12 protein-coding genes are annotated in these 12,037 nt (G+C 64.4%); 6 read left to right on the top strand and 6 right to left on the bottom strand.

The features are described 5' to 3' along the window. Positions 1–160 precede the first annotated feature (160 nt). Positions 161–1,828, top strand: a complete 1,668-nt coding sequence (locus IEX16_RS00215; protein ID WP_188705400.1) for a Na/Pi cotransporter family protein — start codon at positions 161–163, stop codon at positions 1,826–1,828. 268 nt (positions 1,829–2,096) lie between these two features. Beyond that, on the top strand, positions 2,097–3,332 hold the full coding sequence (locus tag IEX16_RS00210; protein WP_188705398.1) for a multidrug effflux MFS transporter: 1,236 nt from the start codon (positions 2,097–2,099) through the stop codon (positions 3,330–3,332). 82 nt (positions 3,333–3,414) lie between these two features. Here the strand turns inward: IEX16_RS00210 and IEX16_RS00205 are convergent, their stop codons facing one another. Both IEX16_RS00205 and IEX16_RS00200 read right to left on the bottom strand, forming a co-directional pair. Next, on the bottom strand, positions 3,415–4,239 hold the full coding sequence (locus IEX16_RS00205; RefSeq protein WP_308421311.1) for an NUDIX hydrolase: 825 nt from the start codon (positions 4,237–4,239) through the stop codon (positions 3,415–3,417). Positions 4,240–4,253: 14 nt separating this feature from the next. Beyond that, positions 4,254–5,249 (bottom strand): quinone oxidoreductase family protein, encoded by a 996-nt coding sequence (locus tag IEX16_RS00200; protein ID WP_188705394.1) that lies wholly within the window; start codon positions 5,247–5,249, stop codon positions 4,254–4,256. Between the two features lie 162 nt (positions 5,250–5,411). Between IEX16_RS00200 and IEX16_RS00195 the strand changes: the two genes are divergently transcribed. Both IEX16_RS00195 and IEX16_RS00190 read left to right on the top strand, forming a co-directional pair. After that, the gene (locus IEX16_RS00195; RefSeq protein ID WP_188705392.1) at positions 5,412–6,323 is read left to right on the top strand and encodes a DMT family transporter; all 912 of its coding nucleotides are present in this window, start codon (positions 5,412–5,414) and stop codon (positions 6,321–6,323) included. A gap of 63 nt (positions 6,324–6,386) precedes the next feature. Next, complete coding sequence (locus IEX16_RS00190; RefSeq protein WP_188705390.1) at positions 6,387–7,460, top strand: alpha/beta fold hydrolase; 1,074 nt, start codon at positions 6,387–6,389, stop codon at positions 7,458–7,460. Between the two features lie 49 nt (positions 7,461–7,509). On the opposite strand, the gene IEX16_RS00185 is transcribed toward IEX16_RS00190, so the two are convergent. The 4 genes from IEX16_RS00185 to IEX16_RS00170 form a co-directional block, all read right to left on the bottom strand. After that, complete coding sequence (locus IEX16_RS00185; RefSeq protein WP_188705388.1) at positions 7,510–8,367, bottom strand: PA4780 family RIO1-like protein kinase; 858 nt, start codon at positions 8,365–8,367, stop codon at positions 7,510–7,512. Between the two features lie 32 nt (positions 8,368–8,399). Further along, entirely contained in the window at positions 8,400–8,732 is a 333-nt protein-coding gene (locus IEX16_RS00180; RefSeq protein WP_188705386.1) for a thioredoxin family protein, read from the bottom strand. 3 nt (positions 8,733–8,735) lie between these two features. After that, positions 8,736–9,107 carry a thioesterase family protein gene (locus IEX16_RS00175; protein ID WP_268236582.1) on the bottom strand — a complete coding sequence of 124 codons (372 nt, stop codon included), beginning with the start codon at positions 9,105–9,107 and terminating at the stop codon, positions 8,736–8,738. Positions 9,108–9,285: 178 nt separating this feature from the next. Then, on the bottom strand, positions 9,286–10,080 hold the full coding sequence (locus IEX16_RS00170; RefSeq protein ID WP_188705382.1) for an SDR family oxidoreductase: 795 nt from the start codon (positions 10,078–10,080) through the stop codon (positions 9,286–9,288). 37 nt (positions 10,081–10,117) lie between these two features. On the opposite strand from IEX16_RS00170, the gene IEX16_RS00165 reads away from it, so the two are divergent. Beyond that, the gene (locus tag IEX16_RS00165; protein WP_188705381.1) at positions 10,118–10,708 is read left to right on the top strand and encodes an SH3 domain-containing protein; all 591 of its coding nucleotides are present in this window, start codon (positions 10,118–10,120) and stop codon (positions 10,706–10,708) included. Positions 10,709–10,718: 10 nt separating this feature from the next. Beyond that, positions 10,719–11,789 carry a M48 family metalloprotease gene (locus IEX16_RS00160; RefSeq protein WP_188705379.1) on the top strand — a complete coding sequence of 357 codons (1,071 nt, stop codon included), beginning with the start codon at positions 10,719–10,721 and terminating at the stop codon, positions 11,787–11,789. The last annotated feature ends 248 nt before the right edge of the window (positions 11,790–12,037 follow it).

The raw sequence follows: 12,037 nt of genomic DNA, 5'->3' as shown, positions 1-12,037 counted from the left end.
TGTCATGCCCCCCCTGAGGAGGCGCAGCGCCTGCCGTTTGGTGAGCCGGTTTTGCGGCGCCTGCTTGCTGGGGACTACCATCGTTGTTCCCCGAACCGCCACTTGGCGTTTCGAAGATTGCCTCTCAGGCAGGACGCGGCGTTATAGTGATTGTTAGTTTATGAAGCATCTGTTGAATCTGCTGGCGGCCATAGCGTTGCTGGTCTGGGGCACCCATCTGGTCAGAACCGGCATCCTGCGCGTGTTCGGGGCCAGCTTGCGCCATGTGCTGTCGCGCAGCATCAGCAACCGCTTCAACGCAACCCTCTCGGGCGTGGGCGTGACGGCGCTGGTGCAATCGAGCACCGCCACGGCGCTCATCGTTTCTTCTTTCGTCGGCCAGGGGCTGATCACGCTGCCGTTGGCGCTGGCCGTGATGCTGGGCGCCGACATCGGCACCAGCCTGATGGCGGTGGTGTTCTCATTCGATTTGTCCTGGCTGTCGCCGCTGTTCATCTTCGCCGGCGTGGTGCTGTTCATCTCGCGGCAATCGACCAACGTCGGGCGTATCGGTCGCATTCTGATCGGCCTGGGTTTGATGCTGCTGGCCCTGCGCCTGGTGACGGACTCGACAGGCGTGTTGACCTCGCACCCGGCCGTCAAGGCCTTGCTGGGCACGCTCAGCAGCGATCTGCTGCTGGAGATTACTGTCGGCGCCGTGCTCGCCGTGGTGTCCTACTCGAGCCTGGCGATCGTGCTACTGACCGCCACACTGGCGGCGTCCAATGTGATCCCGCTGGATGTCGCGCTCGGTCTGGTGCTGGGCGCCAACCTCGGCAGCGGCCTGCTGGCGGTGTTGACCACGGCCAAGTCCGCCGTCGAGGTGCGGCAGGTCCCGCTGGGCAACCTGGTATTCAAGCTGCTCGGCGTGGCCATGGCCGCGCCTCTTGTCGGCCTGTGGCTGCGCCATGTCCGACCCTACCTCGGCGACATCGCCACCACCGTGGTGCTGTTTCACCTGATATTCAATCTGCTGGTGGGCCTGGTCTTCATCGGCTGGACCCAGGTGGTGGCACGCTGGGTCGAAAAACTCCTGCCGCGCCCGGTCAAGGGCGCCAAGGCCGGTGGCCGGCCGCACCACCTGGACTCTTCGGCGCTGGCGACGCCCTCGCTGGCAATCTCGTGCGCGGCGCGCGAAGCCCTGCACCAGGCCGATGTGGTCGAAAGCATGCTGCTCGGCATGCTGGAAGTCATTCGTAAAAATGACCTCAAGCTCGCTGAAGACCTGCGCAAGATGGACGACACGGTCGACGAGCTGTACTCGGCGATCAAGTATTACCTGACCAAAATCTCGCGCGAGGCGCTGGGCGAGGAAGAAAGCCGGCGCTGGACCGACATCATCAGCTTCACCATCAACATGGAGCAGATTGGCGACATCGTTGAGCGTGTACTGATCGACATCGAGGACAAGAAGATCAAGCCGGGCCGCAGTTTCTCGGAAGCCGGCATGGCCGAAATCTGCGAACTGCATCAGCGCCTGATCGACAACCTGCGCCTGAGCATGAGTGTGTTTCTCAACGGCAGCGTGCGTGACGCGCAAAAGCTGCTGGAAGAAAAAGCGCGTTTTCGCGACCTCGAACGTGCCTACGCAACCACCCACCTGGGCCGGCTGTCGGACCGTACCATGCAGAGCATGGAAACCAGCTCGCTGCACATCGACCTGATCAGCGACCTCAAACGCATCAATTCGCACATCTGCTCGATTGCCTACCCAATTCTCGACTCGGCCGGCGCGCTGGCACCGAACCGGCTGCGCCAGAGTGTGCTGCTGGACGACGTCTCCCGCTAGGGCCTGTCACACTATTGATGCAAGTGCGAATATGGTTAAAACAGCGCCAATCTAGGCGCGCGACGACGCTCAGCCTGGGCGGCTGGGTTAGGAGTGCAACAACGAGTGGCGTTGTTTTAACCATATTCCCTTCGGGTTGCGGCCAAAAAGGCCATGCGCAGCGTTGCAAAGCCTTGCCGGGCGCCAGCCCGGCTGCATTTTGCGCCCCGCGCATGACCTTTTTGACTCGCAACGCATCTTGCATAAATAGTGTGAACAGGCCCCGAGCATGAACCCCAACGCTGACCAGCTCTGGAAGGCGCCGCGCTGGGCCCTGGCCGTGCTACTGGCCCTGCTGGGCATGCTGGGGCCGTTTTCCATCGACACCTACATCCCGGCGTTTTCGGGCATCGCGCGTTCGCTGGGCGCCACACCGGTTGAGATGCAGCAGACGCTGTCGGCCTATCTGTTCGGCTTTGCTTTCATGAATTTGTTTCACGGGGCGCTGGCCGACAGCTTTGGCCGCCGACCCGTGGTGCTGTGGGGGATCGCGATGTTCACCATCGCCTCGGCCGGCTGTGCGCTGTCGCAAAGCATTGAGCAGCTGGTGTTTTTCCGGGCGCTGCAAGGCCTGTCCACCGGCGCCGGCATTGTGGTTTCGCGCGCGGTGATCCGCGACATGTTTCCGCCCGCGCAGGCGCAAAAGGTGATGAGCCAGGTGACGATTTATTTCGGTGTGGCGCCGGCCATTGCGCCCATCATCGGTGGCTGGCTGTTTGTGCACCTGAACTGGCACGCGATCTTCTGGTTCCTGACCGGCGTCGGCGTGTTGCTGTGGACCGCCAATTACCGGCTGTTGCCGGAAACCCTGCATATCACGCAGCGCCAGCCGTTCAACGTGAAACACCTGATGCGCGGCTACTGGCAACTCGGCTCCAGCCCGCGTTTTCTGCTGCTGGCGCTGGCCAGCGGCATCCCCTTCAATGGCATGTTTTTGTATGTGCTGTCGGCGCCGGAGTTTCTGGAGTTGCACCTAGGGCTCGCGCCCACCGAGTTCTTCTGGTTTTTTGTGCTGACGATTGCCGGCATCATGGCCGGCGCCTGGGTCAGCGGGCGCATGGCCGGCAAAATTGCGCCCAAGCAGCAAATCCGCCACGGCTTTGTGATCATGCTGGTGGTCGCGGTGCTGAACCTGCTCGCCAACCTGCTGTTCAAGGCGCATGTGTCCTGGGCGCTGTTTCCGATTGCGATTTTCGCCTTCGGCTGGGCCCTGATGGTGCCGGTGGTGACGCTGCTGGTGCTGGACCTTTACCCCGAGCGGCGCGGCATGGCCTCGTCGCTGCAGGCCTTCATCGGCTCGACCGCCAACGGCATCGTGGCCGGGGTGATTGCGCCGCTGATCATGCACTCCACGGTGGCGCTGGCCGCCGTCTCGCTGCTGATGATGGGCATCGGCCTGCTGGCCTGGCTGTATTTGCACCACCGCTGGCCCGAAATTGGCCGCGCGGTTTCTGAGCTGGAATGAACCCTGGCCTGTCATTGCGGGCCTGACCCGCAATCCATACATGCAAACAACGGTCGGTGGTCAGTGCCACATGGATCCCGGATCAAGTCCGGGAAGACATACCAGGACCGACGTCCAGCAGTGCCGCCTGGATCAGCGCCGCCTCGCTGGTGAATTCGCCGGCGTACATCTTCTGCAGCATTTCGCTGGCATCCATCAGCACAAACTGTTCGACCTCGCCGTCCTGATTCACTGGCACCTGCCCGTCCGGCACAGTGCAGTGGTACCAGTCGATGCGCTCGACCACGTAGCCGGCGCCGTGGCCGTCGTCGCAGGGGCGGCGAATGTCGACGTGGCCGCCGCGAACGATGCGCTGCAGCGCTTCAAGACGCAAGCCGGCTTCTTCCCAGGTTTCGCGCTCAAGTGCGCCGGCCAGGGTGTCGGCGTCGCTGATCATGCCGCCCATCAGCGTGTCCCACATGCCGGGATCGTTGGTCTTGCTCCAGGCGCGTTGCTGCACCCAGAAACGGCCGTCTTCGGCCTGCCCGATCAGGTGTACCGCCGCGGTGGTGATGCCCAGCACACGGACCACGGCCCGTTCCACGGTGCCGATACGCCGACCCTGCGCATCCGTCACCGCAAGCTGCTCGTCGCGCCAGGCGTGGGCCAGGCCAGCGTCGTGCAGGGCCAGCGCCAGGGCGCCCAGTGCGGCCGTCGGCTCACCCAGCAGGCGCCACACCGGGATGTCAAAATGCTCTGTTTTTGATAGCTGTTCCCGCCCGTCTGACAGGGGCCGAAGCCTGATTTTGCTTAGAAAGTCGGGTTCCACCGAGCCAACCACCGCATCCGCCACCAGCAGCGGCATGCGCGGCCGCGCTGGCGCGAGTTGGCCGCTGGCGCGCAGGGCGTCAAGCCATGGCGGGTCCATCCCGTTCATCAGACCTACAGCGTCAGGATGGTGCAGCCAGTGGTCTTGCGCGCTTCCAGCGAGCGGTGCGCTTCGGCCACATCCGCCAGCGCAAAACGCTGGTCGATGCGGATGTCGATCTTGCCGCTGCTGACCATGGCAAACAGATCGTCGGCCATGGCCTGCGTGCTTTCGCGGGTGGCCAGGTGGGTGAACAACGTGGGGCGCGACACGTAGAGCGAACCCTTGGCCGCGAGCAGGCCAATGTCCAGCGGTTCGACCTTGCCGGAGGCGTTGCCGAAGTTGGCCAGCAAACCGAAGGGGCGCAGGCAGTCGAGTGACTTCAGAAAGGTGTCCCTGCCAACCGAGTCGTAAACCACCTTCACGCCCCGGCCCCCGGTGATCTCCTTGACGCGCGCGACAAAGTCTTCCTTCGAGTAATTGATGGTGAAGGCCGCGCCATGTTCTCTGGCCAACGCACATTTTTCGTCCGAACCAGCCGTACCTATCAGTTGCAGGCCCAAGGCTTTGGCCCACTGGCAGGCGATCAGGCCGACGCCGCCGGCGGCGGCATGGAACAACACATGGTCGCCAGCCTGGAGTCCGCCCTGGGGCTGGGTGCGGCGCAACAGGTACTGCACCGTCAACCCCTTGAGCATCATGGCCGCGCCGGTGTCGAAGGAGATGTCGTCGGGCAGCTTGCAGACACACTTGGCCGGCATCACGCGCACTTCGCAGTAGCTGCCGGGCGGCTGGCTGGCGTAGGCGGCGCGGTCGCCGGCCTTGAGATGCGTGACGCCCTCACCGACGGCCTCGATCACGCCGGACGCTTCCATGCCGAGCTGCAGGGGCATCGGCAGCTTGTACACGCCGGCACGCTGGTAAATATCGATGAAGTTCAGGCCGACCGCCTTGTGGCGGATGCGAATTTCGCCGGGACCGGGTTCACCGACCTCCACGTCCACCAGCTTGAGCTCTTCGAGCCCCCCGTGCTGGTCGATACGGACGGCTTTGGAGCGGGTCATGGCCATGGCGAATTCCTTGAAATGCGGTTGAAGAGATGTGCGGCCTGCATCCTGCCACGAAACCGCCGGTCTTGCAGGCCGCGCGGCACCGACCGACATGGCGCGGGACGTTCAGGCATGGATGGGCATGGATGGGCAAGGCGGCAGGCACGGGGGTAAAGTCCCCGCATGACTGCCGGACTGAATTTTCGCACCGCGCTGCTGCTGCTGGTGCCGCCACTGCTGTGGGCCGGCAATGCAGTGGTTGGGCGTTTGGTTCATGATCTGGTGCCTCCGATCACTCTGAACTTCCTGCGCTGGGCCCTGGCCTTTGTGTTCATGCTGCCGCTGGCCGGCTGGCTGCTCAGGCCCCACAGCAGCCTGTGGCCGCATTGGAAGCGCTTCGCGGTGCTGGGCTTGCTGGGTGTCGGTTGCTACAACGCGTTGCAGTATCTGGCGCTGCAGACCTCGACGCCGCTGAACGTCACCCTGGTCGCCTCCAGCGTGCCGGTCTGGATGCTGGCGATAGGCGCGCTGTGTTTCGGCCAGCGCATCTCGCGGCGGCAGGTGCTCGGCGCGCTGCTGTCGATCACCGGCGTGCTGGTGGTGCTGTCGCGCGGCCAGTGGTCGCTGCTGGTACAGATCCGGCTGGTGCCGGGTGATGTTTATGTGCTGCTGGCCACGCTGGCCTGGGCCTTTTACAGCTGGATGTTGTCGCAGCCGAAAGACCCGCCCGACATTCGCAATGATTGGGCCGCCTTCCTGACGGCGCAGATGGTGTTCGGCCTGGGCTGGTCCGGGCTGTTCGCGGCCGGTGAGTGGGCGCTGACCGACGCCCGCATCGTCTGGGGCTGGCCGCTGGCCGCTGCCCTGTTCTACGTGGCCATTGGCCCGGCCATCCTGGCTTATCGCTGCTGGGGCGTGGGCGTGCAGCGCGTGGGGCCCAACATCGCCGGTTTTTTCTCCAACCTCACCCCGCTGTTTGCGGCGCTGATGTCAGCGGCCTTCCTCGGTGAGCTGCCGCAGCCGTATCACGGCATCGCCTTTGTGCTGATCGTCGGCGGGATTGTGGTGTCGTCGCGCCGCCCGCCAGGGCGGTGAACGGCTTGCGCGACAGCGCACGCGCAATCGGGTAGATTCTGCGGATAAACAAGGAGACAAACAATGAACTTTCTGAAACTGATGGCCCGCGCCATCTGCTGCGCCGGCCTGACACTGGCCGCTTTTTCGGCTGTTGCCGCCGACTACCCGGCGCCCCAACAAGGTAGCTGGGTCGTCAAGAACTTCCGTTTTCACACCGGTGAAGTCCTGCCCGAATTGCGGCTGAACTACAGCACGGTAGGCGCACCGACGGGCGAGCCGGTGCTGGTGCTGCACGGCACCGCTGGCTCAGGCGCCAGCATGCTGACACCGGCCTTTGCCGGTGAACTGTTCGGCGCGGGGCAGCCGCTGGACGCCAGCCGCTACTACATCATCCTGCCGGACGCCATCGGCACCGGAAAATCCACCAAGCCCTCGGACGGACTGCGCGGCGCCTTTCCGAAGTACAACTACGACGACATGGTGGATGCGCAGTACCGGCTGGTGAAGGAGCATCTGGGCGTCAAACACCTGCGCGTGATCATCGGCAACTCCATGGGCGGCATGCAGACCTGGATCTGGGGCGTGAAGTACCCGGACTTCATGGATGCGCTGGTGCCTATGGCCTCGCAGCCCAGCGAGATGTCCAGCCGCAACTGGATGATGCGCCGGCTGATCACCGACGCTATTCGCAATGACCCCGAATGGGCCAATGGGAACTACAGCAAGCAGCCGCGCAGCGCGCAGTTCGCATCGGTCTTTTTTGCCATTGGCACCAATGGCGGCAACCAGGCCCTGTACAAGGCTGCGCCGACGCGCGAAAAGGCCGACCAGTTGCTCGACCAGCGCCTGAAAGCGCCCTTCACCGCAGATACCAACGACGTGCTGCTGCAGTGGGACTCCTCACGCGACTACAACCCCTCGCCGGGCCTGGAGCGCATCCAGGCCGCCGTGCTGGCCGTCAACGCCGCCGATGACGAACGCAACCCGCCAGAGACCGGCATCATGGAGCGCGAGATGAAACGTATCAAAAACGGCCGCTATGTTTTGATCCCTGCCAGTGAGCAGACCGCCGGGCATGGGACCACCGGCCAGGCGAAGTTCTGGAAACACGCGCTGGCCGAACTGCTGCAGAGCACACCCCGAACCGGCAAGTAAGCAAAGCGCAGACGCGACCAGGCAGGCCTCACGCGCAGAGCGCGGCGCGTCAGCCCGCAGCCATGCGCACCCGCCGCGCTGCGTCTTCAGCGCGCGCGTCGTCGATCTCGCGCAACACGCTGCCCATGTCCACCGGTGCAGTCCGGCGCTCGAAGCGGCCGGTCAGCGGCGTGTCAACATGCAGCGCGCCGCGCTGGTAAAGGTCCCAGATTTCCAGGCCGTAATCGGACGCCAGCAGTTCGGGCGCAACCCGGCCGAAAAAATGGCGCAGGTTGTCCACGTCGCGCAGCAACATGCGGGCGGCGTGGTTGTTGCCGGCCGCATCAATGGCCTGCGGCAGGTCGATGATCACCGGTCCGTCCACGCCGTCCTGGTGGCCCAGCAGGATGTTGAACTCGGACAAGTCGCCGTGCACCACACCGGCACAGAGCATGCGCACCACCTGCCGGATCAACATCGCATGGTGGGCCAGTGCCTGTTCGCGGGTCAGCAGCACATCGTTGAGGCGCGGCGCGGCATCGCCGTGTTCGTCGGTCACCAGCTCCATCAGCAACACACCGTCGTGAAAGTTGTAGGGCGTGGGAACCCGCACGCCGGCGGCGGCCAGGCGGTACAGCGCATCAACCTCGGCGCTTTGCCACGCAGCCTCCTGGGCCTGCCGGCCAAACTTGGTGCCCTTGGCCATAGCGCGGGCCTGGCGGCTGTTCTTGACCTTCCGGTTTTCGGTGTAATCCACCGCCTGGCGGAAGCTGCGCTGTGTGGCTTCCTTGTAGATCTTGGCGCAGCGTGTTTCGTCGCCGCAGCGCACCACGTAAACCATGGCTTCCTTGCCACTCATGAGCTGGCGCACAACGGTATCGATCAGGCCTTCTTCGATCAGGGACTGCAGTCTGGGAGGTGCTTTCATAGCTCTCATTGTGCCCCGCCGCAGCGGCGGCGTCAGACGGGCGGGTCGATGCTGGCCAGCGCCTGAACAATGACCGCCTCTCCGGACGGGCGCACCAGCCGCGCCAGTTCACGGCCATCGCGCAGAAACACCAGGGTCGGCCACAGCTTCACGCCAAAGGAGCGGCCCAGACGCCGCCCGCTGCCGTCCTCGACCTTGATGTGGCGCACGCCGGGGTGGCGGGCAAAGGCCGCCAGGACCAGCGGCTGGGCGGCGCGGCAAAAGGCGCACCAGCCGGTGCCGAATTCCAGCACGATGGGACCGGGCAGCGCATCGATCTGAGTACGCTGCGGCTCGGGATCAGTGAAGCTGTCTGAAAAACCCATGGTTCAGGCGTGCAGGTCCTGCGGCGCGGCGGCCAGCGTGTCGTCCCAATGTTGCAGCAAAGCCGGTTTGGGCCCGGCGAAGCTGCCCAGCAATTGGCTGGGGGCGATGGTGAGTCGACCCTTCTTGAATTTCATCTTCACGAACACCTCGGCGTGCAGCAAGGTGCCCACCGTGAACACATGGTGGAAGTAAGCGCACTTGTCATCGGCATAAATCACCTGCGACGCCACCGCCACGCGGCTGAAAAGACGGACGGGCCGGGCGAAGCGCACCAGTTGAGAGGTATTCACAAAGCTGTAGCCCCGGCTCAACATGTCCCGCATCAGCCCGGTCCTGATCACGTAATCCAGCTGGGCGGACTCGGCCATCTGCAGGTAACGGTCGCTTTTGAGTGTGGCGATACCGGTATCGAACGGTGTAACCAGAAAAATTACCTACAAGCGGGACTGCAGGCTGGCGCTGCGGTAATGCCACAACGCTCTGATGATCGTCAGCAGGTTTCGCAGCAGGCCGGACATCAGGTGCTCTCAGGAAAATCCGGGCTGACCACCCTCAGTAGGTGCCGGGATAAGCCCCGCCGTCGAGCAACACATTCTGGCCGGTCAGGTAAGCGGCCTGCATGCTGCATAAAAATGCGCACATCGCACCGAACTCTTCCGGCGTTCCAAAACGCTTGGCTGGAATAGTGTTACGACGCGCATCCATCACGGCATCGATGGGCTGGCCGGTCTTGGTGGCCGCGCCCTGCATGGTGCCGCGCAGGCGGTCGGTGTCGAAGGCGCCGGGCAACAGGTTGTTGATGGTCACGCCCTGGGCCGCGAGTTTGGTGCGCGCCACGCCAGCCACAAAACCGGTCAGACCGCTGCGCGCGCCGTTGGACAGACCCAGGATGTCGATGGGCGCCCTGACCGAGCTCGAGGTGATGTTCACGATGCGGCCAAAGCCGCGCGCGGCCATGCCGTCCACCGTGGCCTTGATCAATTCAATCGGTGTCAGCATGTTGGCATCGACAGCCTTGATCCAGGCCTCCCGGTCCCAATTGCGAAAGTCACCCGGCGGCGGACCACCGGCGTTGGTGACCACAATGTCGAAGTCCTTGCGCTGCGCGAACACTGCGGCACGGCCGTCGGCTGTGGTGATATCTGCAGCCACAAACTGCACCGCAGCCCCGGCCGGCCGATCCTTATCAGCTATTAATTTTGCAGCGGTGGCCTCCAACACGTCCACGCCCCGTGCGACGATCAGCACATTCACGCCTTCGCGCACCAGCGCCTGGGCGCAGCCCAGACCCAGCCCTTTGCTGGCGCCGCATACCAGCGCCCATTTGCCTGCGATACCCAAATCCATAATAATTCCCGCTTCATATCCGTGAAAGAGACCGGCCATGATACTGAGTAAATTCAACCGCCTGCATGGGCTGGTCTCTTGTGCGCTGCTGCTGGCCGGCGGTTTGGTCCAGGCACAAACCGAATCGCTGCTGGTCAAACGCGCGTCCGAATTGCGCGAAGCGCCTGGCGAGAGCGCGCGTAGTCAGGCGGCACTGGCAGTACTCACACCGGTCACCCGCTCCGGCGGGCGGCAAGGCGCCTGGATTCAGGTGCGGACCGCCGAGGGTGCATCCGGCTGGGTCCATATGTTTGACATCGGCTCCGCCGCCAGCGCCGCACCTGCCGGCGTGGGCGCCAATGCATTGCGCGGCCTGACCAGTTTTTTCAACAAAGGAAGCGCCGGGGGCGCAACCGTCACGGCCACCTCCACCGTGGGCATACGCGGGCTGGGTGCTGAAGACCTGGCGCGGGCCCAGCCCAACCCGGCCGCAGTGGTGCAAGCCGAGGCCCTGCGGCAGGATGCCGATGAGGCACGCCAGTTTGCGGTCAGCGCGGCCCTCACCAGCCGCGCGGTGGAGCCGCTACCGGTCCCGGCGCAGACCCAGCCGCAAACGGTGAACTCCGGCGGCTTCGTCAACAACAACTGAGGAGCGGCGCATGAACAAACCACACCCCCGCATGCGCCGGCTCGCAGCCTTCTCCGGACTGGCGCTGGCTGCAGGCCTGGCCTGCGCACCCGCTTCCAGCCAGGACGGCGCCAAAGCGCTGAACCTGCTGGGCTCCTTCCTGCGTCAGGCGGCACCGGCCGAGGCGACGACTCAGCCCCAACCAGCTTCGCCGGCGGGTGTGCTCGGCAATCTGCTGGGCGCCGGAATCCCCTCCAGTGGCGGCCAGGCGTCCAACGCTGGCAACCTGATCGGCCTGCTGTCGCAGTCGCTGGAACAAATCGACGAGCCCAAGGAAATCGAGATCGGCCGCCACCTCGCAGCCGTGCTGCTGGGAAGCAAACCGCTGCACCCGGACCTGGCATTGCAGCGATATGTGAACCAGCTCGGCCGCTGGATCAGCCTGCAGTCTGCACGGCCGCAATTGCCCTGGACTTTTGGTGTGCTCGACGACCCCGGCTTCAACGCTTTTGCCGCACCGGGTGGCTATGTGTTTGTGACCAAAGGCCTGGTGGACCGGGTGGCCGACGAGGCCGAGCTGGCCGGCATCCTGGCCCATGAAATCACCCATGTCACCGGCAAGCACCATTTGCAGGCCATGGCCAAATCGGCGCGTTCGGGCCTGCTGACCCTGGCCATCGGCTCACAGGTCAGGGGCGAGTTGGCTGGCGCGGTCTCGGCCCAGTTTCTGAGCCTGGGGCGGGACCTTTACTCGCGCGGGCTGGACCAGGGCGACGAGTTCGAGGCCGACCGCAACGGTGTGGCACTGGCAGCGCGCGCCGGTTTCGACCCCTACGGCTTGCTGGCGGTGCTGCATCAGTTGCGCACCGCCACGCCCGACAACCCGCTGTTTGCGCTGTCGCTGGCCACGCATCCCCCCGCTCAACAACGGCTGGACCTGCTGGAGCAAGCCATGGGCAAACGCATGGACGGCCTCAGCGGGCAAAGTGCCATCACCGTGGCCCAGCGCATGGAGCGGCTGGCGGCTACACGCACGGCCAGCCGTACCGATGCGCCCGCTGCTGCTGCGCCGGCCGGGCGGCGGGTGCCGGTGAAAAAGTAAGGCCCTCTTTTCCGCGTTCGGATGAGCCTGTGCAAGCTTGCACGACTGTGGGTCTTCAGGCAAGCCGGGTCTCGCCCCGGCGGGCGACTCACTTTCTCTTGCTTCGCCAAGAGAAAGTAAGCAAAGAGAAGGCGACCCGATGGTCTGGGTCCCTCCGTTTCGCTGCGGGCAACCTGCGGTGCTCGCCGAAAATGGGGTCGAGCTCGAACTCGCCTTCGGCTCAGACAATCGCTCGCCCTGGTCCATTT

It is taken from the genome of Polaromonas eurypsychrophila (assembly GCF_014641715.1).
Taxonomy (GTDB): Bacteria; Pseudomonadota; Gammaproteobacteria; order Burkholderiales; family Burkholderiaceae_C; genus Polaromonas; species Polaromonas eurypsychrophila.
The sequence above is the reverse complement of the archived record's forward strand: the minus strand, read 5'-3'. Positions and strand labels throughout refer to the sequence as shown.